The sequence below is a fragment of the Lacibacter sp. genome, from assembly GCF_035299325.1.
Classification (GTDB): Bacteria; Bacteroidota; Bacteroidia; order Chitinophagales; family Chitinophagaceae; genus Lacibacter.
In genome coordinates this window covers 61898-84593 of sequence record NZ_DATGWT010000030.1, presented here as the reverse complement: position 1 = coordinate 84593, position 22696 = coordinate 61898, and the positions used below count along the sequence as shown (strand labels likewise).

The window sequence follows — 22696 nt, the reverse complement described above, 5'->3', positions numbered from 1 at the left end:
AAAACAAAAGATATGGATGAAAAAAAATGAAACGAACAGATGTTTTCCCCATGAAGATGTTCATCTCTTTCGGGGCATGAGGGCTTTTTTATTACCTTCGCGGCACAATGACAGAAAAGATTCTCATCCTCGATTTTGGCTCACAATATACCCAACTGATAGCCCGTGCAGTGCGTGAAGCAAATGTGTACTGCGAAATTGTTCCTTATCATAAACCGGTTGTAAAAGACGAATTCCTGAAAGGGATCATTCTTTCCGGCAGTCCTTTCTCTGTAAACGACGCCAATGCACCGATGGTGGATGTGGAATTGTTGACCAAATCGCTCCCGGTTTTAGGCATTTGTTACGGGGCACAGTTAACAGCCAAACAACTTGGCGGACGTGTAGAGAAAAGTGAAAAACGTGAATATGGCCGTGCCATTCTCAGCAAAAAAGAATCAGATGTGCTGTTCAACGGCATCAGTGATACTTCGCAGGTATGGATGAGCCATGCAGATACGATCCTTGAATTACCGAAGGGTTTCGAGATCATGGCAGTAACCGAATCTATTCCTGTAGCAGCATTTCGGGCAAACGGAACTTACGATCATCCATTATACGGCTTGCAGTTTCACCCCGAAGTATACCATTCAACCGAAGGGAAAAAGATCCTCAAAAACTTTTTGATGGATATCTGCGGTTGCAAGGGCGAATGGACACCTGCTTCTTTTGTTAATGAAACAGTGGATGCATTAAAGAAACAGATCGGCAACCGTAAAGTGATCATGGCATTGAGTGGCGGTGTTGATTCAACCGTTGCAGCTACGCTTATTCATAAAGCAATCGGCAAAAACCTCTTCGGAATTTTTGTAGATAACGGCGTGTTACGTAAAGATGAATTTCAACAGGTACTCGACACATACGGCACTATTGGTTTAAATGTAAAAGGTGTTGATGCACGTGAGCATTTTTATACCAAGCTTGCAGGTAAAAGTAATCCTGAAGAAAAAAGAAAGATCATTGGCGGCACCTTCATTGAAGTGTTCGACCGTGAAGCGCATACCATTGAAGGTGTTGAGTTACTCGGGCAAGGAACGATCTATCCTGATGTAATTGAAAGTGTGAGTGTGCATGGTCCATCGGTAACAATCAAATCACATCACAACGTTGGCGGATTACCTGATACCATGAAACTTGAGCTGGTAGAACCACTTCGTTATTTATTTAAAGATGAGGTAAGACGAGTTGGTGCAGAGTTGGGTATTCCTGCTGATCTGCTGAACCGTCACCCCTTCCCCGGCCCCGGTTTAGCCATCCGTATTTTGGGAGAGATAACAGAAGATAAAGTTGATCTGTTACAACGTGCTGATGCCATCTTTATTAATGGATTGAAAGAACACAACCTCTACGATAAAGTGTGGCAGGCAGGTGCTATCCTGTTACCTGTGCAAAGTGTGGGTGTAATGGGTGATGAACGTACTTATGAATTTACATTGGCGTTAAGAGCAGTTACTTCTGTTGATGGTATGACGGCCGACTGGGCACACTTGCCATATGAATTTCTGGCACATATTTCGAATGAGATCATCAACAAAGTAAGAGGCATTAACAGGGTGGTGTATGATATCAGCAGCAAGCCACCTGCAACCATTGAATGGGAATAATCATCTCTCTTGCAACCAACAATATGAAAAAACTTTTTTTTGCAATTGTTTTGATTGCCACAGCTGTTGCGGTAAACGCACAGGATGCAGTAAAGAAATACCGTGTAGGTATTTTCGCCAGCCTTTTTTTAGATTCATCGTTTGCAGGCAGCACCTATAAATTCACCAACCAGATGCCGAGGCATATATTGCCCGGGCTTGATTTTGTGCAAGGTGCATTGCTGGCCGTTGATTCACTTGGCAACAGCAATAAGAATCTTGAAGTAACAGTGTATGATCTGCGTTCTGCTGATCAAAGTATTACTGCACTTCGTTCAAAAAATATTTTTGATTCATTAGACCTGATGATCGGTTCTGTAACAGGAGCAGATTATCGTTCATTGGCTGATCTTGCATTGATGAAAAACATTCCGTTTGTGTCAGCTACTTTTCCAAATGATGGCGGTGTAACAAATAATCCTTTCACTCTTATTGTTAACTCAACACTGCCTGTGCATTGCGAAGCGATTTATAATTTTATCATGCGCAATAGTCCCACAGCAAACCTGGTTTATGTACGCCGAAAAGGACAACAGGAAGATCGTCTTGCTTCTTATTTCAATGCATTTAATAAAAGTGCAACCGGTGGACAGTTATTAAAATGGAAGACCGTTGTGTTAAGTGATGATTTCAGCCCGGCTGTTCTCACTGCTAATCTCGACAGTACTAAAAACAATTTCATCATCTGCGGATCATTAGATGAAGTGTTTGGGATGAAACTTGTGAACGCAGCCAACAGTGTTCGTAAAACCTATGACATGGAATTGATGGGTATGCCCACCTGGGATGGCATGAAAGATCTTACAAAACCTGAGTATAAAGATTTGCCGATTTATCACACGTCAACTTTTTTTAATACCGGCACAACTGCTTATTCAAGCTTCACTAAAAAATTTACTGATCTTACCTATGGCCGTCCGTCGGATGTGGCTTATAAAGGATATGAACTCAGCTGGCATTTCATTAATCTTTTATTGAAGTATGATCATGAATTGATGCAGCACATCAATGAACGTACATTCCGTTTGTTTACTGAATATGATTTTAAACCGATATTGAATAATACAAGTGGCCGTCCTGATTATTTCGAGAACAAACGCATTTATATTCTGAAACGGAGTAATAATTTAGTTTCAAGAATGAATTAAGGAAGTCTGAAAAAAGATTTTCCACACCACCTCACTTGACAATTTCAATTTTTTAATCGGAAACATTTCCTTGCGTTGTTTGTTGTAGTTGCATGTCGCATAAGAAACAGCATTTGCCACAAAAGATCTGCGTTGTTTGCAACCGGCCATTCAGCTGGCGAAAGAAATGGGTGAAGGTTTGGGATGAAGTGAAGTATTGCAGCGATCGTTGTCGTGCTGCGAGATCAAAAAAAGAAACGAACTAAATAAAAGGCCGGTTGCTTTCGCAACCGGCCTTCGTATTACTGAGGGTTTCTCTTACCCTTTTTATCTTTATTCTGGAATCTTATTTTCTCCCCTTTCGTCTGATGTCCGTAAGTTTTAAGCAATTCCATACATTTTGACAACTCAACCTTTCTCACAACAAGATTTCTTGGAACCTTCTTATACATTATTGGAAAAGTTCAGAGGATTAGGATTTTTTGCCGATACGCATTTAAAAACTATCGGTGACTTCGGTGTGACTGTGAAACTACACTAAAATTATAATATAGTGAGCTGTGCAGACTTTTTTTTATGCCAAAACTATAAAACCAACCAATTTGCTGAAATTACCTGTTATTTGAAAGCTTAGTTTTGTCTTCCACTTTTATGCAGCTTCTCCTCAGTCCCGGTTATCAACGCATCGCTTCCTGGCTTTCGGCCAAAGGCCTGCACCCCTTTGCATTCCAGGAAGAAGCATGGCAACAGATTGCTGCCGGTAAAAGCGGTTTGGTGAATGCGCCCACGGGTTGCGGTAAAACCTTTTCTGTTTTTCTTGGTTCACTTATCCGTTTCATCAATCAACATCCTGAACAGTATCAGACAAAAGCAAAGAACGGTTTACAATTAATCTGGATCACACCACTCCGTGCATTGGCTAAAGACATCGGACGGGCAATGGAAGAAGTGATCAGTGAACTGGGTATGAACTGGACCGTTGGCATCCGTAACGGCGATACCACAACAGCTGAGCGTGCAAGGCAAAAAAAACAACTGCCCGAAGTACTCATCATCACACCCGAAAGCCTTCATTTATTTCTTGCTTCAAAGGGTTATGCTGAGGCATTTAAAACAGTACAGGTAATTGCCATTGATGAATGGCACGAATTGATGGGCAGTAAACGTGGTGTGCAGGTGGAATTAGCTTTGAGCAGAATTGTGAATAGTCAATGGTCAATGGTGAATGAGAAACCAATGATCTGGGGAATAAGTGCAACCATTGGCAATTTAGAAGAAGCAAAAGAAGTTTTGCTGTCGCCTTTGAACGAAGAAGGTGTAATTGTGAAAGCACACATGAAAAAACAGATCGCTATAGAATCTGTGTTGCCCGATGAAATAGAAAATTATCCATGGGCAGGTCATCTTGGAATTAAACTTATACATAAGGTCATACCTATTATAGAACAGAGTACCACTACCCTCATCTTTATTAACACAAGAGGTATGAGTGAGCGCTGGTACCAGGAGTTGCTTAATCATGCACCTGAACTTGCCGGAGCCATTGCATTGCATCATGGAAGTATTGAACAGGAATTACGTTTGTGGGTGGAAGAAGCCTTGCATACCGCCAAATTGAAAGCAGTGGTGTGCACTGCATCGCTTGATCTTGGTGTTGATTTTCGTCCGGTCGAGACCGTTATACAGGTTGGTTCACCAAAAGGTGTATCAAGGTTTTTACAAAGAGCGGGGCGTAGTGGTCATAGACCTGATGCAGTGAGTAAAATTTATTTTCTTCCTACTCATTCACTTGAGCTGGTGGAAGCAGCTGCATTAAAAAATGCCATCGATGAAAACTTAATTGAAAGTAAAGAACCGATGTTGCTTTGTTTTGATGTGTTGATCCAGTATTTAAATACGCTTGCAATTTCCGACGGGTTTAAACCGGAAGAAATTTTCAAAGAGATCAAAAGCACGTATTGCTTTCGTGATCTGAATGAAAATGAATGGCATGAAGTATTACAATTTTTAGTGGAAGGCGGCAAAGCATTGCATCAATATGATGACTATAAAAAGATCGAGATCATTAATGGTATTTACAGAATTCAAAGCAGGCGTTTAGCTATGCGCCACCGTATGAATATTGGTACAATTGTAAGTGATGCGATGATGAAAGTAAAGATGATGAGTGGTGGCTATGTGGGTGTAATTGAAGAATATTTTATCACAAGACTGGAACCCGGGGATTCATTTACTCTCGCCGGAAGAAATTTGGAATTGGTGCAGATCAAAGACATGACGGCTTTTGTAAAAAAATCAACATCAAAAAAAACAATTGTGCCGAGCTGGAATGGTGGTCGCATGAGTTTAACCGCCAACCTTGGAAAGAAATTAAGAGAAACGTTTAATGAGGTTTCTGATTTGGGCTCATCAAATCATCACAATAAAACTACTTCACTTGAACTCATTCATCTTTCATCACTGTTTCAATTGCAACAGGAGTTATCGCATATCCCCAAAGCTGATGAACTGTTGATCGAGCAACATGAAAGTAAAGATGGTTTTCATTTATTGGTGTACCCTTTCGAAGGCAGACAGGTACACGAAGCAATGAGTGCCATTCTTGCTTACCGTATTGGCAAAATTGCTCCGCTTACTTTCTCCATCGCTATGAATGATTATGGATTTGAATTGTTATGCGATCAACCCATACCTGTTGATGATACCAATGCAAGCGATCTGTTCACACTCGATCATCTTACGCAGGATATTCAACGAAGTGTTAACTCAACCGAAATGGCAAGACGAAAGTTTCGGGATATCGCCGTGATCGGTGGACTGATCATTCAATCATCACCGGGTGAACAAAAGAAAGCAAGACATCTGCAGGCCTCTGCAAGTTTGCTGTTCAATGTTTTCAGCGAATACGATTCGAAAAACGTATTGCTTCGCCAGGCATACCAGGAAGTGTTTGATCAGCAGATGGAAGAAGTGCGGTTGCGAAATGCATTCAACCGTATCCGGCAGAGTAAGATCATTCTTACATTTCCAAAAAGGTTTACTCCGCTCTCCTTCCCCATTATTGCAGATGGCTTGAACCGCAATAATCTTTCGAGTGAAAAACTGGAAGACAGGATCAGGCGTATGCAGGCGCAGCTGAACAATGCCTGGTCGTCTTAATATACCTAACTGAAAAAAATGACCACAATTTTCCACTCTGTGTAAATCTGTCATTGAAACCAAATCATTTTCTTATTACATTTATCAAAACTATCAGTAATGATCAAAAAGATCCTTTATGTTCTTATCGCCGCACTGGTGATCATCCAGTTCATCCGCCCAAAACAAAACGTATCAGCAGGGCCATTTACCAATGACGTAAGTACCAAATTTGCTGTGAATGATAATGTGGCTTCCATCTTAAAACAATCCTGTTACGATTGCCACAGTAACAATACTGTTTATCCCTGGTATGCCAATGTGCAACCGGTTACCTGGTGGTTGCAGGATCATGTAAATGAAGGAAAAAAAGAATTGAACTTTTCTGAGTTTGCAACTTATACAGCCAAACGTCAGCGGAAAAAATTCAATGAGATCATGGATGAAGTGAAAGAAGGGAAAATGCCACTCCCGAGTTATACTTGGATCCACAAAAAAGCGATACTTACTGCCGAACAAAAAGCAGCATTGTATAAATGGTGCGAAGAAAGTCTTGCTATACTTCCGCCTGCAGAGCCTTCACAACAATCGGATAACAATAAAACATCAGCAAAATAAACAAAGCCCCTTGTGGGGCTTTGTTGTTTTCTTCTTTTAATTATTTCCGTTGCATTGAAAATAAACCCGTGAATGATGCAAATAGTCACGTTGATCTATCTGCATCTTTAAAATAAATTATCTCAGCCTACTGTTTGCACAAAATCCACGGCATACATTTGCAGGTCATGACGCAGCAACCTCATCGTTTCCATCTCAAACAACAAACACTCTGGCTCTCGCCGGAACGCTGTTTGTTTTGGGAAGAGGATAAGTCGCTGATCGTGTCTGATATTCATTTAGGCAAGAGTGGTCATTTCCGCAAGGCAGGCATTGGCATTCCCCAAACTGTATTTAAAGAAGATCTGCAACGACTGATAGCGCAGGTGCAATTTTTTAAACCGGAACGGCTAATTGTGGTGGGTGATTTTTCACATAGTAATATGAACAACGAACTAAAGTTGTTTGAGAAGTGGCGAAAGGATCTGTCGCAATTGCCTATACATTTGGTAAAGGGCAATCATGATATTCTTGGTAATGATTGGTACACTTCACATGATATTACCATTCATCATGAGCAACTTCATACTGCTCCTTTTACCTTCATGCATGAGTTGCCTGCTGATGCGGCTAATTTCACCGAAGATGATTATGTATTCACAGGACATGTTCACCCCGGTATACGTATCGGCGGATTAGGCAGACAGTCGTTACATTTCCCCTGTTTTTATTTTGCAGGGAAACATGCAGTGCTGCCTGCCTTTGGACGTTTCACCGGTTTACACCCTGTTCGTCCAAAGAAAAAAGACAAAGTATTTGCCATTGCTGATAAACAAGTATTGGAACTGCAATAAAAACTCAACAGTATCACAAATAAATTATTACATATTGCCCACGCACCTATCTATGCGCATCCATTGCCGGAAGGGCATCGCTTTCCGATGTTGAAATATGAATTGATCCCTGAGCAATTACTACATGAAGGAAGTATTTCAACTGCTAATTTGTTTGCGCCTGAAATATGTTCCGATGAAATTGTATTGCTGACGCATACACAAGAATACCTGACCAAACTCAAACAACAAACACTATCTGCAAAAGAGCAGCGACATATCGGCTTTCCTCAATCACCTGAATTAACAGAACGTGAATTGATCATCACACAAGGAACAATTGATTGTTGCACTTATGCAATTGAGAACGGAGTTGCTATGAATGTTGCAGGTGGCACTCATCATGCGTTCGCCGACCGTGGTGAAGGTTTTTGTTTACTGAACGATTTTGCAACTGCAGCCAATTACTTATTGCATCAACAAAAAGCAAAACAAATTCTTATTGTTGATCTGGATGTACACCAGGGAAATGGCACAGCTAAATTATTTGAACAGAATAAAAATGTGTTTACGTTCAGCATGCATGGCGCACACAATTATCCTTTTCATAAAGAAACGAGTGATCTTGATATTGGTTTGAAAGATGGCACGGATGACAGCATCTATCTTCCATTGCTGGAGAACACACTTGATATGCTCATCAACAAAGTGAAACCCGATTTTGTGTTTTACTTATCTGGTGTTGATATACTTGATACTGATAAATTCGGGAAACTGAAAGTGAGTATGCAGGGTTGCAAGCAACGGGATGAAATCGTATTCAGTAAACTGCAAACGCACAACATCCCCTGCACAGTTGCAATGGGCGGCGGTTATTCAGCCGATGTAAAAATTATTGTAGAAGCACATTGTAATACGTTTCGTGTGGCGAAAGATATTTATGGATTGAATTAAAAGAGAAGGCACAAGAGACAAGGTTCAAGGAACAAGTATTAAAACCCAAAAGACAAAATACAAAAACCAATGAACGTCAATCTCGACTGGCGCTCGATTGACTGGCCCCGTCCTTCGACTTCGCTCAGGACTCGACTCCGCTCACCATTCACGACTCACCACTAACAACTACCGGCTCACGACTGATTTCTCTTCCTTCTCAACTTCTGCGAATCAATAAAGAAGATCATACGTGCAGTAAATTCATTTCCTTGTGGTGATAACAATACACGACCTGCATTACCCCAATAATTTTTGTAACGGTCTCCGTCAACCTGGAAATCATTTGCCAGCCAGTTTTTCCAACCTACAATAAATCTACTTCCATAATTGAAATCCCAGGTGTAGAATACATCCATATTCCATACGTTGAAGTTTTGATCCTGCCCCGGAATAAATGCACGATCAATATACCAGCCATCTTCACTTACATTGTAAAAGCTTGCATACTTCACACGGCTCCAGTAGTGGCGGGCACGCAACGTAACATTCATACGGCTGGTGAAATTATAAATACCACTCACAAGTGTGGTTACATCTGTTTTTCTTCTTCTTCCAATAATGGGTTCTCCATTTGCTTCACGTTGAAATGCATAACCAAATTGTCCACGATCATCCGTATAACTCCAGTCAATATCTAAACTTAATCGATCGCTGAAACGGTAACGCATACCCGGATGAATAACAATGTAAGGATCGTTCTTAATATCAACCGATTCAGCCATACCAAGCGTTAACCTTGCAAACAAACGCTTACGGCTATCTGTACTTCCATTTAAGCGAAAGAATCCCCAAGGCACCTGTCTTAAATAACGACCGGGTGTACGCAATTCAAAATAACTTTTCTGCCATAGTGGTTGATACGTAGCGCCAAGACTCACATCCCAGAAATTTTTAAAGAACCAAAAAGCATTAGCATTGTATTGAATGTTGGTGAACACAAAAGGTTTGTACAACATTTCATGACGCACCGTTAACCTGAAGTTGTAGGAATTAAACTTATCAGTAGGTGTTAGCTGATTATAACTGGCAGTGAATTGCGTATGCACTTTATTGGCAACACCAAGAAACCCAAGATCATTTGGATCATACCTGTCGCTCTCTACATTACTTAATAAATTGAACTGGATCTTACCGCTGACTTTTCCAAGACTTACTACACTTTTAAATCCACTGTATGGATTTGGCCCCATGATCTTACTGTAATCAAATTTTCCCTGGAAACCATATTGATTTGTTTTATCAAACAGGTACAGATCAATGCCTGTTACGTTCGCATCTCTACTTGCACCATTACGTGTAACATTTGCATTGGTAAGTGTAATGGAGGAACGACCTTTTAATGCCTGATCAAGAACGATCAGATTATAATTGGTGAATGGCTCTGTTTGAATTCGCTCAACTTGTTTTGTATTCGTGTTTTCAATTTCAGCAAACATTGCTGCACCAATTGCATTGAACACTCCAATGCCCAATTTCTGTTTTGTTCTGCCGGAGAATTTTGTTGCATTCAGCAATTGCACTACACCGGGATTTGAGACGACTCTTGTACTATCAGTTGATCCAATACTTCGTGCATTATAATAACCCGATGGAGTTGCTCCTACTCTTCTTGAATAAAACAACCCGGCTTTGTTGAAAATTTCTGTACCCTCGGTAAAGAATGGACGGTTCTCCTGGAACTGCACTTCAAATGGTGAAAGATTATTGATCACATTATCACTGATCACCTGACCAAAGTCGGGAATCAATGTCATATCTAATGTGAAGCTTTCGTTCACACCATATTTTACATCCATACCACCATTGCGGAGAAATTCATTTACTCTTCCTTTAGATGTTGGTGTGGTTCGAAAGCCAGCCGTAACATAGGGAAGAAATGATAAGCGAAGTGGTGGTTCAAGATTTTCCAATCCGCTGAGTCTGCCGAATTGGTTTACAAATCCATTTTGATTTGGGTTGATATTATTCCAATAAGAACTTTCATTACTTCGACGAACGTATCGTTGAAAATTCAAACCCCAATCCTGTTTTTCTTTTTTGGCAAAACGAAGAGAGAAGTATGGGATCTTCATTTCAACCACCCAGCCATCTTCATGCATGGTTACTTTACTTTCCCAAACCGCATCCCAACTGTAATCACTGGGTGGACCAAATTGAGATGAACGATTCGGACTCAAACGTCCATCGCTCTGCACATTTCGACTGGTCACTAAAAACTGGAAACCATTCTGATCATCATTGTATGTGTCAAAGAAAACAGAAAAATAATCAATGTCCTGCTGACTCTCTTTGTCACGAGCCGTTAGCTGTGTGCGCACTTTTGAAGGATCATCATATAAATATGCACCGATGTAAATAGAATTGTTGTCGTAAACAACATACACTTTGGTTTTGTAAGCCGATGCTTCCCCATAGTTGGGGCTATTCACTACAAAGTTTTCAGCAACAGGAGCGGTTTGCCAAATGGCTTCATCGAGCACACCATCTAATTTGGGTGCCTGCGCAACTTTACTGGCCTGGAGGGAACGTTCCGGTTCGTTACCGGCAAGTGATGATAAAGCAGCAATCGTTAATACAAAGGACAGGATCGATTTTCTCATTACGGCCGCAAACTATTATAAAAAAACCGCCCATACTTTTGATTTTGTATGAGCGGCGACATGACTTGGTTTACAGTTAAGGTAATGGTTAATTCATTTTCTTTTTAAGGTTGTTCACCTGGTCTTGAAGATTACTTACCAATGATGCAAGATTGGTTACATCCCAACGCTGGCCCTGATTTACACGGCTCAATACCATTTGAGCACTCCAGAATTCGAGTACATCTTCGGCATTCACCTGGTAGGGTTGATAAACCGGATTATCGCTTACCAAAGTGAGCTTATTCTTGGTGCGGTTACTTTTCAGCACACGCTTATAAACAACCCCTTCTGATTTACTGAGGATGATGTAAGCATTGTTGTTTTTTACATCGTCGAGATTATGCACTTTCTCTCCCACGATTACGCTACCACTTGGGGTCGGCAACATACTATCACCCACAATTTCAAAGGCACGATAGGTTCCTCCTGCCAGCATCGGCAACGTAAAAGTGTTGAGTTCATCCAGGAATTCCGGATCGGCATAGCCATTGAGGTAACCGGCCGCAGCTTTTACCGGAACAAAATGAATGACATTGGTTTCAGCGATCATTTTTAACTGGCGACGTTTGGCCAGGTAACTGCCCTTTGTTTCGCTGAGATCCTTGCGGAGCAGATCATCAATGCTCACTTTAAACAGATCGCTTACAGTTTCGAGCACTTCGTAATTGGGCTCGGCACGCTCTTCTTCATAAGCTCCCACAAGTGAGCGCTTGATACCGATCTTTTGTGCAAATTCTTCCTGTGTCCATCCACGCAATTTGCGCAGGTATTTGAGGTTTTGATTGGCAACGGCCATAATCTGCTAATTTTATTGGAACGAATATACTAATTATTTTAGTTTGACAAAATATTTAATAATTCTTTCTCGCAGATTGCACAGACTTACACGGATAATTTCAAGACAATGTATGAAGGCGATGTTCAGACACATTTTGCCAACTCCCCAATAAATCAGACTTTTACGTTCTATAAGAAAGGAACCTATCCATGGCCAAAGCAAAGAAACCGAAAGAACAACCCATCATCCTTATCACAAACGACGATGGTGTTACAGCACCGGGCATCCGCAGCCTTGTGGAAGCCGTAAAAGATCTTGGAAAAATAGTAGTGGTGGCTCCAGATAAACCGCAAAGCGGTATGGGCCACGCCATTACCATTGGATTTCCCCTGCGTTTACAAAAAGTGCATTTGATGGATGATGTGGAAACCTGGCAATGCAGCGGCACGCCTGTTGATTGTGTAAAACTGGCGGTTGATAAAATACTGCACCGCAAACCGGATCTCTGCCTCAGCGGTATCAATCATGGCGCCAACCACAGTATTAATGTGATCTATAGCGGAACGATGAGTGCGGCCATTGAAGCAAGCATTGAAAGTATTCCTTCGGTTGGTTTTTCGTTACTCAATTACAGCATGGAAGCCGATTTCAGCGGTGCAAAAAAATATGCAAGGTTAATTGTTGAGCAGCTGCTGAAACGCAAACAGGATAAACATCTTTGTCTGAATGTAAACTTCCCGAGTGTAGATGCCAGTTTGATCAAAGGTGTAAAAGTTTGCCGTCAGGCTTATGCCAAGTATGTAGAAGATTTTGATGAGCGAAAAGACCCAACAGGTAAGAGCTATTACTGGCTCACAGGAGAGTTTAAAAACTTCGATAAAGGAAAAGATACCGATGTTTGGGCCCTCGAACACAATTTTGTGAGTGTAGTTCCCGTTCAATTCGACCTGACAAATTATAAACTCAAAAAAGAATTAGAAACCAAACTGACATTCTGATGCTGAAACTCGATAAACTACCCTTTGGAATTGCTTTGGGTGCCCTCGCCCCTATTTTCGGTCTTGTTATTTACTACTTTATTAAAACTCCCTCCATTACGTTTGGAGAGTTTGTAGAATACTTCTTCAAAACAAAAGCGATGCTTACGGCTGTAGGAAGTTTATGCCTTATTGCAAACATCGTTCTCTTTACCATTTTCATTAACGGACGCCGTGATAAAACGGCCATCGGCATTTTTGCAATGACGGTAATGTATGGCTTGATCATCCTTTATGCAAAGTTCTTCATGTAAGACGGCTGAGGAAAGTTGATTCGTATGATGCGAATGATTAATTCTCGTCATCACATCCATCTAATAATTTGTTTTTCACCATCGCTTGCTTTGATGGTTGAATAAAACTTCTCTGTATTTACTATAGGTTAAGTTCAGCAACGGCCTTAAAAAAAACGGGTTGCCTCAAGAGGCAACCCGTAAACCCTGTGTCTATTGATTATGATTATTATAGTTTAACGATAGCTGTTTCGTTTATAACACGTGTGTTATTTTTGATACTGAAAACAGTTGACTGTGTTGATTTAGTACCAATCACTTCAAATGTTACATCTACACCTTCCAGTTCTTCTGTGTTTAACTGGTATTTACGTGTGATGTTTACACCGCTGATTGTTTCCTGGTGAAGGATCAAACCAAACTCATCCTTTACAACGATCACGAATTTTTCTGCTTCTTTGTTATTGAGACTGAGCTGGAAGATTGGCTGATTTTGTGAACGGCCGATCATTTTTAACTCAGCTGCAGGAGTTAATTCGTTTACGTTTGTTGCGAATGCTGTAAATCCTGTCGTTACTGCTAATAAGGTAAATAAACCGATAGCTGCATTTTTCATTGTCTTTTTCATGTTTCTTATGTTTTAAATTTTTACGAAATGTTATTTGCTTTTTCTACAGGCAAGTATCGCAGCAAAAATCGTGGGGCAAGTATCGTGGAGCAAGCAGGTTAAGTTAAAGTCCACTCCGGAGATTCAGTACGGAAGAAGCTTGTGATTTGCTTCGTTGACAAGACAAAAGTACAGCCCCGCAAACTCCTGCACAAGTCAAGAAAAGGTTCATTTTATGGCCGTTACTTTCTTAATTATTTTCTAAAATCCTTACTGGCTAAGGGTTTCAGAAAATATTTTGCATGACGCCCAACCTCTTTTTCAGCTATATTATCTGAATGTTATCAGCCTGAAATACGCACAAATACGCATGCGGATTGATTGGTATCTTTACGGCAAAATATCACATTCACGATCTTTGATCGATTATTTACAACATGAATTATTACATCATAGCCGGAGAAGCAAGCGGCGATTTACACGGCAGTAATTTGATTAAAGAATTGCATAAGCATGATACTACAGCTAATATCCGTTGCTGGGGTGGTGAAAAAATGCAGGCTGCAGGTGCAACACTTGTAAAACATTACCGTGATCTTGCTTTCATGGGTTTTGTGGAAGTGATCAAAAACCTGCGCACTATTTTCAACAACCTTTCTTTTTGCAAAGCAGATATACTGGAACATCGTCCTGATGTATTGGTGTTGATCGATTATCCCGGTTTTAATTTACGCATTGCAAAATGGGCAAAAGAAGAAAACATAAAAGTTGTTTACTACATCTCACCACAGGTATGGGCATGGAAAGAAAACAGGGTGAAGATGATGAAACAATGCATTGATCGTATGTTAGTGATCCTTCCGTTTGAAAAAGATTATTATAAACAGAAATGGAATTGGGAAGTGGAATATGTTGGTCATCCACTGATTGAAGAAGTGGAACGATCAAAAAAAGAATCAATCGCATTGCAACCGGGTATACCAATTGATGCAAATAAACAGATCATTGCACTATTACCCGGCAGCCGCAAGCAAGAGATATTAAAAAAATTACCGGTGATGCTTGAAGTGAGCAGGCAATTCAGTAATTATCAATTTATTGTTGCCAAAGCACCGGGGCTTGATGCATCATTTTACAATAAATTATTAAAGCCGTATGAAAATGTATCGTACGTCAACAATCAAACCTATGCTTTGTTGCAACAATCAACAGCTGCATTGGTAACATCGGGCACAGCAACTTTAGAAACGGCTTTGTTTGAAGTGCCGGAGGTGGTTTGTTACAAAGGCAACGAGATCAGTTACCAAATCGCTAAACGATTGGTGAACATCAAATACATTTCACTGGTAAACCTTATCATGGATAAAGAGGTGGTGAAAGAGTTGATACAGCATGAAATGAATGCAATAAATCTCAGCAATGAATTACAACTCATCTTACCCGGTTCTGCAAAACGGGAACAACTGCAACTCGATTACAAACAGCTGAAAGAAAAATTACAAGCCGGTGGTCATGCTTCGTTGAAAGCAGCCAAATCGATCGTTGATTTTGTTCAGCAGTAATACTTATTTAAACAGAGGAAGAATTACCCAACGTACCAGCAAAACCATCATTGCAAACAGAAATACAAAAATGGAAATGCGGTTAATACCGTGCATGTATTTCATCCACTGCGTTTTTTCCTGATTAGGATCAGGCTTCTTAATGTATAAATATTCTGCTACCTGGCGAAGGATACCCATATCGTTTTTCTTTTCTAACAATGCAAGTTACCGAAATGTTCTGCAGTTATGATTCAGGTCATAAAAAAACAGACACATCAGTTTTACTTTAGACAGAATTTCTACATTATTTGTTCAACAAAAAAACCAAACGATATGAAGTATTTTTCCTTCATGGCCGCCGCCCTCCTTTCTCTTACTGTAGCTTGCAATTCCGGTACCGAACAAGCAAGTACCACAACCGAACCGGATGCTGCTAATACAGCCGGTCAATCGGCCGTGCAAGACAATGACTCACAAAAAGATGTAGTGAAAGTTGCCATTGGCAGTAAAGACCATACAACTTTAGTTGCCGCATTAAAAGCCGCTGAATATGTTGATGTGCTGAGCAATGCCGGACCATTCACCGTGTTCGCTCCTACCAATGCCGCATTTGATCTTTTACCAAAAGGTACTCTTGATGACTTAGTAAAACCGGAAAACAAAAACACACTGCGTGATATTCTGGAATACCATGTTTATGTTGGTGTATTGAAGGATGCATTGTTGGGCGATGGTATGACCTATGGCATGGCAAACGGCCAATCAGTAACCATTGGCAATAAAGATGGAAAGATGACGGTGAATGGTGCAAACATTGTTGCTACAGTGCCTGCATCGAACGGAATTATTTATGTTGTTGATGCGGTATTGTTACCTCCAAAAAAATAATCTTACCAGTCCTTAAAAAATAAAGGCATCCAATTGGATGCCTTTTCCGTTCCCATAAGACTTAATTACTTAATAAATATTTTCCTGCTTGGGCAATTGTGCTATATTGATCTGCATAACAGTTGCAATAGATAAGGCACGTTGTTTTGCCTGCTCTGCTTTCTCCCCTTCAAACAGCTCATCAATTGTTTCGTTGAACAACTGTATCCAGCGATCAAAATGTTCTTTCTTCATCGTTGATTTCTGGTGAAGATCCATGTGTATTCGCATGGGATTACCTGTGTAACCGCCGGTATGAAAAATGATATTCTCCCAGAACGTGTACATCACCGGTAAATGTTTCTCCCAATGCACATCCACAACTTTATTAAAGAAAAAACCAATCACAGGGTCGGGTTTTACTTTATCATAAAAGGTATTCACCAGCAAGATCACATCGTCACGATTTTCCATTTGTTTTTTCATGTGTGAATTATTTTTTGCCTGCTATTTTATAATAAGCATACTGAAATCTGTGAGCGCTTTCAATGCATGTACCTGGTTTGCTTTAAATGAAAACAGATCGCCACGTTTTAAATGATGCAACTGTCCTTCAAGTGTAAATTCACATTCTCCCTTCTGCACTACAAGGAATGCATCTGTTTTTGAAACATGTGGTTTTAATACTTCACCTTCGGGCAGGTTGAGCAACATCACATTCATGCGCTCATCTTTATAAACAGATGTTTTTGTTGTCTTACCAAATCGGATCTGGTCTGCTAGATTTCCTAAATGCATGTTTTTAGTTTAAAGATCCTTACGTTGAAATTTTTTCATGGATAACCACACCGGAACAATTGCCCAGACGAACAATACCAGCCCTGATAATAACATACCACTTGCACTGCCAAAAAAATCACTGAACACAGCGCCGGTATAACCCATGAGTGCAGAAATATCAAGCTTTAATAAGATCAATATTCTTGACAGGTCAACCGGGTTGAGCATGCTTAATGCGATCATTGGCTTCTCTAATGGATAGTCGCTGAAACGGAAGAGCAGCGTTAACACAATTGCATCATAGATGAGCGTAAAGAAGAACCACAGCAATACTGATACTCCGATTCCTTTAGCTTTATCTCTTGTAACCACTGATGCAAGTAGCGCAATTCCTGTAAAGATCAATGTTTGAAAAACGCCTGAGAGCAACAATATGTAACCGGTACTCGTGCCATCGTAGATCAATACAGGAATACCCACGCCAACCAAAAATGCAAGTACAAGTGATGAGGACAAGCCGGCATAAATACTTAACCACAAACTTTTACGCTTTAACGGTTGTGCTACCAGTAACTCAATAAATTCAGAAGAATTATACACATAAATAGTAGAGAAAATAATACTCACCAACGGAATAAAAATAAGCACCAGGTTCATTAAACTCATAATGCCTTTGGTTGCATTTTCATCCATATTAAAAATACCGAACGACATGGCCAGCAGAAAAAAAGTATAGGCCATGATGATCCTGTTACGGATAAGATCGAGCAGTACATGTTTAATAATCGTTCTCATAATCTTTATTTCATGATTTGTGCAAAGGCTTTTGCTAATTTCATTTCACCTGTATCTTCCTGCAATTGCTGCAGCGATTTATGAAACTGTAATTTGCCATCCTGCATATAAATAATTTCACTCACCACATCATCAAGCTCGCTTAAGATGTGCGATGTAATGAGAATAAGTTTTCCTTTTTGTTTTTCTCTGACGATCTTTTGCTTGAGTACTTCTGACGCCACAGGATCAAGTCCTGCAGTAGGTTCATCAAGGATCAACACATCGGGATTAAATAAAAATGCGAGTGCAGCACTTACTTTCTGTCTTGTTCCGCCACTAAGTGTCCGCATTTTTTTCTGCGTCATCTCGTTTAATCCAAATTCGCTGATGAGTTCTTCATCTGTTGCTGTTGGATTTTTGCGGATATCACGCATCATGGTAAATACCTGGGCAATCGTCATGTTATCAGGATAACGACCTATCTGCGGCATATAACCAATACGTTCACGATACATCCAGTTGTGCAGAATATTATGTTGATCGAACGTGATAAAGCCACTATCAGGCACTACCATTCCGAGTATTGATTTGATCAATGTTGTTTTGCCACTGCCGTTTGGACCGATCAATGCAATGGTTTGTCCACGATTGCAATTCACACTCACATTATCGAGTGCCTTTAATTTGCCGAATGTTTTTGTAACGTTACTGGCGATGATCATGGCTTAGAATTTAATTGGTTTCATAAGGGGTTCATCATCTTTTAACTCAACAGGTGTAATTACGGGTAACATTTTCTCCGCCTTATCCAATAGTCCCACAATAAAACTGCGGTAAAGCATCATGCTGGAGTTGTTTCGTTCGCTGATCATTGAAAACATACTTACCGGACGATAAGGCACATCTCCAATACCGTTGCGATTAAGATCATAGCCTTCATACTTATCCCAATAGTTCCTTTGAAATTTATTGAGCATCAATTCGCCGTTAGTAGCTACATCAAAAGAATTGGTGCGGAAATTATTCTGTTTGATGTTGTTTTCCATACAGCTGGCCTGTATTTTCAATGCCCAGCCATTATTTTCAAATGAATTTTTGATGAGGTCGATGCGGTTGCTTCCTTCCATCATTACACCTACTGTATTGCGTTTGAAAATATTTCCCTCCACATGGCTATCGGTAATATCTTTCATTAAAATACCATAGGCAGCCGTTCCCCAGTTGTCTGCAAATGTGTTGTGATACATTTTGATTCCCTTTGAATACATCACTGCCACACCGGCACCATTGTCCGTAAACCTGTTTGATATATACGAATTGGTATTGGAAAACATAAAATGCAAACCATACCTCACATTTTTTGTACTGTTGTTTTGTTTGATGGCAGAGTTGGTTACAAACTCGAAGTAGATACCATCACGATGACCGGTAACATAATTGTTGCTGATCTGCATACTATCGCTCTTCCAGCAATGGATACCGTTACCGGAAGAAATTTCATCTTTCGCATCGGAGCTCAACTTATTACCTGTAATGATACAAGCTGTTGCATGCTGCGAGTAAATACCAAAATAACTGTTTTGAAACTGGTTGTTGCGGATTATGACATTTCGACTTTCAGCAATACGCAAAGCAGCAATATCATTATAACTGCTTCGGCCTGAATTACGAAATAGAAAACCTTCCACCACAACGCCGTTTGCATTGATGGTGATGATCTCATGCTTTCGCTCTCCATCAAGCACAGGAAAGTTTATACCAAGCAGCACTAATTTTTTATTAATAGTGATCTGTCCTTCTTTGTACACACCTGCAAATACCATAACCGTATCGCCATCGGCAGCCTGTTGCACCGCTTGCTTAACAGTACGGAATTGCTGTGTTAAACCAACACGCAACGTACGTGCAGAAACAGATGACAGCAAACAAAAAAATAATATGCCGGTGAGTAATTTCATTACTGAATAAGTTCTTTCCAACTAACAGCAGCGCCACTGATCTGTTGTTGAAATTTTTTCATACTGTCGGCAACTGTAAATGCAGCTACATTACCACCCATCGGGCTACGTAACTGTTCAGCTTGAAGCAGAAAGCTTTCTTCTGCTTTTACCAGTTTTCCCTTCTCAGAAAAATCAACCAGGTAAACAGAGGCAATTTCACTTGTAGGCACAGTACCTGATTTCATAAACGATACCACGCAATGCACATCATCAAACTTGTAAATTTTATTTTTATCTGTGATCACCTCTGCTCCAAAACGCTGATCGCTGATCACCATCTTACAAAAATGACAGGCATCTTTTCCAAAGCTGATCGGTTGTGGACCACTTGAACAACTCTGTAAACTAAACATCAATAATAATGTTGATGCCGCTACTGCAAGCTTTGGCTTTAGTCTCCATTCCCTGATAAATAAAAACACCAGGATCAATCCTACGCCTATAAAAATATAACCACCCACATCAGGAAAAGAATAGGCACCAAAGTTGAGTAGTTGTTTAAACCCAATCAACGGCGGTTGATAGGCCATGCCCGGAACAACAATTGCTGCTGTTGGATCAAGGTTATGACCATAATCGTATTCCCATCTGTAAAAATCATACATGGCAATTATGCCAAAGAGGATATACAGAATACCAAACGTATAAAACAACCAACGACGGTTCACCAAAAAAGTGATGATACCCATCAACGCAAAAAAACCAATAAGAAAAGGAAGAATCGTGAACTCTACAAAATCAGACTCCACCAGTTTGCGCATACCAATGTAATGGTTTAATCCATTGATCACATCCACATCACCGGAGAGTTTATTAGCGTGAATCTTCAACACCAATCCCTCCGGATATTGCGGAGCTGTAAGATCAATTCGCCACATCGGTACAAAAATGACAACAATTAAAATGATACCGCAGACTAACGATAACATCCGTGCAATTGGTGATAATGGCTTGTTCATTGGTTTCTTCTTTTGATCTGAAAATACAGGCCTGTCTTACCTGAATGTAAGTACAGGCCTGTTTTTGATAATTATCCTCAACTTTTATTTGGCTGCAGGTTTTTCTGCTGCAGCAGCACCTTGTTTACCTAAACTGAATGATAGTGGCACGCTGCTTCCTGCAGGCGATACACGCAGGTAACCCTGCATTTCCTGGTGCAATGCACTACAGAAATCAGTACAATAGAATGGATAGATGCCTGTTTTTTCAGGAACCCATTTTAATGTTTGTGTTTCACCCGGCATAATCAGCAACTCTGCATTGAGCGCACCTTTAATAGCAAAACCATGTGGTACATCCCAATCCTGTTCCAGATTTGTAACGTGGAAATATACTTCATCGCCTAACTTAACACCTTCAATATTATCTGGTGCAAAGTGTGAACGTATAGATGTCATGTACACATGAATTTTATTTCCTTCACGTACCACTTTTGATTCTTTCTCACCCTTCGCAGCATATGGATGCTTGTTCTCATCGATCTTATAAATTTTCAAACTCTTGTCTTTGATGAGCGATGCCGGCATTGAACCTGCATAGTGTGGTTCACCGATAGTTGGGAAATCAAGGATCAGTTGCATTTTATCACCACTGATATCAAAGATCTGTGCACTTTGTGTTAACTCAGGTCCTGTTGGCAGGTAACGGTCTTTTGTGATCTTGTTATAAGCTACAACATATTTACCCCAAGGTTTTCTTGTATCGCCACCTGGAATTGAAAGGTGACCAATAGAGTAATAAGTTGGTACACGATCAAGCACTTCCAGACTTTTTACATTCCACTTTACAATTTCACTGCTCACAAAGAATGAAGTATAAGCATTACCCTTGTCATCAAACTCTGTATGCAATGGTCCGAGGCCTGGTTTCTTTACTTCACCATGTAAAGCAGCTTCGTATTTAATTACAGGAATGCCGCCATATTCACCATCATATGTCTTATCAGCAATTGCTTTTTGAATTTTTGTGAAAGAGAAAACCGGAATGATAGCTGCCAGTTTACCACTGCCCACAATGTATTCACCTGTTGGATCAGTATCGCAACCATGTGGTGATTTAGGACAAGGAATGAAATAACAGATATCTTTCAATATTGCAGGATCAAGCACTGTTACTTCTGTTCTGATCTCATGTTTAGCTGAGTGAGTAGCTTCATCCCATGTGTTATGTGCATAACGCACTTGTTTCTTTACACCTTTTCCGGCTTTAAGATATTCCTCTGCTTTTTTCCAGTTTACAGCAAGAATAAAATCTTTATCACGTTGTGATGCGTTTACTTCCAACAATGTATTTGCCTGCTCACTGTTGTAACAGCTAAAGAAGAACCAACCATGGCTGGGTCCTTTACCTGCACGACTAAGATCGAAGTTTACACCGGGTAACAGTAACTGGAAAGCAATATCCATTTCACCATGTTCTTTACCGATACTGATAAAACTGATTACACCTTTAAAATTTTCTTTGTAAGATTCGATAGGTACATCTGTATTATCACCAATAGGAACACTGAAACGTGTACCTGCTACGAGATACTCAGAATTTTCAGTGATGAATGGAGAGGAGTGATTACCGGCACTGTTCGGTATTTCAATGATCTCGGCAGTGCGGAAGGTTTTGTTATCGATCCTTGCTACACGAGGAGTGTTGTTACCGTTACCAAATGTCCAGCGTCCATCAATTTCACCATTTGTTTGTGAAAAAGAAATGTGATGAAGATCATCCCATGGAACAAAACCATTGGAGGTCATTAACATCGGTTTTGATTCTTCACTGTAACCATATCCTTTTTCAGGATCAACAGAGAATACAGGAATTACACGAAACAAACGACCGCTGGGCAAACCATATACGCTCATTTGTCCGCTGAAACCACCGGAAACAAAATTGTAAAATTCATCGTACTTGCCCGGGGCAACATACGCTTTTTCAGCATTGCCACCAGCCGCTGCATTGGAAGCACCTTTGGGTTTACAGGACATCCATTGCAAAGCAACTACAGCAAGCAGGATCGTCAACATTCTTTTAGAGCTGTTCATATTAATTGTATTAAGAGTTATTA

22 protein-coding genes are annotated in these 22696 nt (G+C 40.3%); 11 read left to right on the top strand and 11 right to left on the bottom strand.

Going from position 1 to position 22696, the window contains the following annotated elements; translation table 11 throughout:
• Positions 1-107: 107 nt before the first annotated feature.
• The 7 genes from guaA (at position 108) to VK159_RS18040 (ending at position 8331) form a co-directional block, all read left to right on the top strand.
• Positions 108-1643 carry a glutamine-hydrolyzing GMP synthase gene (gene guaA, locus VK159_RS18065; protein WP_324231568.1) on the top strand — a complete coding sequence of 512 codons (1536 nt, stop codon included), beginning with the start codon at positions 108-110 and terminating at the stop codon, positions 1641-1643.
• Positions 1644-1666: 23 nt separating this feature from the next.
• Positions 1667-2830, top strand: coding sequence for an ABC transporter substrate-binding protein (locus tag VK159_RS18060; protein WP_324231567.1), 1164 nt, complete (start codon positions 1667-1669; stop codon positions 2828-2830).
• A 92-nt stretch (positions 2831-2922) separates the two neighbouring features.
• Positions 2923-3075 (top strand): DUF2256 domain-containing protein, encoded by a 153-nt coding sequence (locus VK159_RS23625; protein ID WP_349254778.1) that lies wholly within the window; start codon positions 2923-2925, stop codon positions 3073-3075.
• Positions 3076-3460: 385 nt separating this feature from the next.
• Positions 3461-5968, top strand: coding sequence for a ligase-associated DNA damage response DEXH box helicase (locus VK159_RS18055; protein ID WP_324231566.1), 2508 nt, complete (start codon positions 3461-3463; stop codon positions 5966-5968).
• A 99-nt stretch (positions 5969-6067) separates the two neighbouring features.
• Positions 6068-6565 carry a heme-binding domain-containing protein gene (locus VK159_RS18050; protein WP_324231565.1) on the top strand — a complete coding sequence of 166 codons (498 nt, stop codon included), beginning with the start codon at positions 6068-6070 and terminating at the stop codon, positions 6563-6565.
• Between the two features lie 167 nt (positions 6566-6732).
• Entirely contained in the window at positions 6733-7398 is a 666-nt protein-coding gene (gene pdeM / locus VK159_RS18045) for a ligase-associated DNA damage response endonuclease PdeM (protein ID WP_324231564.1), read from the top strand.
• An 87-nt stretch (positions 7399-7485) separates the two neighbouring features.
• The gene (locus VK159_RS18040; protein WP_324231563.1) at positions 7486-8331 is read left to right on the top strand and encodes a histone deacetylase; all 846 of its coding nucleotides are present in this window, start codon (positions 7486-7488) and stop codon (positions 8329-8331) included.
• Between the two features lie 176 nt (positions 8332-8507).
• Here the strand turns inward: VK159_RS18040 and VK159_RS18035 are convergent, their stop codons facing one another.
• A complete protein-coding gene (locus VK159_RS18035) occupies positions 8508-10973 on the bottom strand; it encodes a DUF5916 domain-containing protein (protein WP_324231562.1) in 2466 nt (821 codons plus the stop codon).
• A gap of 88 nt (positions 10974-11061) precedes the next feature.
• Positions 11062-11811 (bottom strand): LexA family transcriptional regulator, encoded by a 750-nt coding sequence (locus VK159_RS18030; RefSeq protein WP_324231561.1) that lies wholly within the window; start codon positions 11809-11811, stop codon positions 11062-11064.
• A gap of 191 nt (positions 11812-12002) precedes the next feature.
• Here VK159_RS18030 and surE point away from each other — a divergent pair, with 191 nt between their 5' ends.
• Positions 12003-12791, top strand: coding sequence for a 5'/3'-nucleotidase SurE (gene surE / locus VK159_RS18025; RefSeq protein WP_324231560.1), 789 nt, complete (start codon positions 12003-12005; stop codon positions 12789-12791).
• Complete coding sequence (locus VK159_RS18020; protein WP_324231559.1) at positions 12791-13084, top strand: hypothetical protein; 294 nt, start codon at positions 12791-12793, stop codon at positions 13082-13084. The genes surE and VK159_RS18020 overlap by 1 nt, the downstream gene beginning before the upstream one ends.
• Positions 13085-13292: 208 nt before the next feature.
• Here VK159_RS18020 and VK159_RS18015 read toward each other — a convergent pair whose 3' ends face one another.
• Positions 13293-13691, bottom strand: a complete 399-nt coding sequence (locus VK159_RS18015; protein WP_324231558.1) for a hypothetical protein — start codon at positions 13689-13691, stop codon at positions 13293-13295.
• A gap of 416 nt (positions 13692-14107) precedes the next feature.
• On the opposite strand from VK159_RS18015, the gene lpxB reads away from it, so the two are divergent.
• Positions 14108-15232, top strand: coding sequence for a lipid-A-disaccharide synthase (lpxB, locus tag VK159_RS18010; RefSeq protein WP_324231557.1), 1125 nt, complete (start codon positions 14108-14110; stop codon positions 15230-15232).
• Between the two features lie 3 nt (positions 15233-15235).
• On the opposite strand, the gene VK159_RS18005 is transcribed toward lpxB, so the two are convergent.
• On the bottom strand, positions 15236-15412 hold the full coding sequence (locus VK159_RS18005; RefSeq protein WP_182801639.1) for a DUF6728 family protein: 177 nt from the start codon (positions 15410-15412) through the stop codon (positions 15236-15238).
• A gap of 135 nt (positions 15413-15547) precedes the next feature.
• Between VK159_RS18005 and VK159_RS18000 the strand changes: the two genes are divergently transcribed.
• Positions 15548-16102 carry a fasciclin domain-containing protein gene (locus tag VK159_RS18000; protein WP_324231556.1) on the top strand — a complete coding sequence of 185 codons (555 nt, stop codon included), beginning with the start codon at positions 15548-15550 and terminating at the stop codon, positions 16100-16102.
• A 69-nt stretch (positions 16103-16171) separates the two neighbouring features.
• Here VK159_RS18000 and VK159_RS17995 read toward each other — a convergent pair whose 3' ends face one another.
• From VK159_RS17995 to nosZ, 7 genes are all read right to left on the bottom strand, one after another.
• Positions 16172-16567, bottom strand: coding sequence for a group III truncated hemoglobin (locus VK159_RS17995; RefSeq protein ID WP_324231555.1), 396 nt, complete (start codon positions 16565-16567; stop codon positions 16172-16174).
• 21 nt (positions 16568-16588) lie between these two features.
• Positions 16589-16879 carry a cupin domain-containing protein gene (locus VK159_RS17990; RefSeq protein ID WP_324231554.1) on the bottom strand — a complete coding sequence of 97 codons (291 nt, stop codon included), beginning with the start codon at positions 16877-16879 and terminating at the stop codon, positions 16589-16591.
• A gap of 9 nt (positions 16880-16888) precedes the next feature.
• Complete coding sequence (locus VK159_RS17985; RefSeq protein WP_324231553.1) at positions 16889-17656, bottom strand: ABC transporter permease subunit; 768 nt, start codon at positions 17654-17656, stop codon at positions 16889-16891.
• A gap of 5 nt (positions 17657-17661) precedes the next feature.
• Positions 17662-18360, bottom strand: coding sequence for an ABC transporter ATP-binding protein (locus VK159_RS17980; RefSeq protein WP_324231552.1), 699 nt, complete (start codon positions 18358-18360; stop codon positions 17662-17664).
• A gap of 3 nt (positions 18361-18363) precedes the next feature.
• Complete coding sequence (locus tag VK159_RS17975; RefSeq protein WP_324231551.1) at positions 18364-19596, bottom strand: nitrous oxide reductase family maturation protein NosD; 1233 nt, start codon at positions 19594-19596, stop codon at positions 18364-18366.
• On the bottom strand, positions 19596-20597 hold the full coding sequence (locus tag VK159_RS17970; protein ID WP_324231550.1) for a nitrous oxide reductase accessory protein NosL: 1002 nt from the start codon (positions 20595-20597) through the stop codon (positions 19596-19598). The genes VK159_RS17975 and VK159_RS17970 overlap by 1 nt, the downstream gene beginning before the upstream one ends.
• 84 nt (positions 20598-20681) lie before the next feature.
• A complete protein-coding gene (gene nosZ, locus VK159_RS17965) occupies positions 20682-22673 on the bottom strand; it encodes a Sec-dependent nitrous-oxide reductase (RefSeq protein WP_324231549.1) in 1992 nt (663 codons plus the stop codon).
• Between the last annotated feature and the right edge of the window lie 23 nt (positions 22674-22696).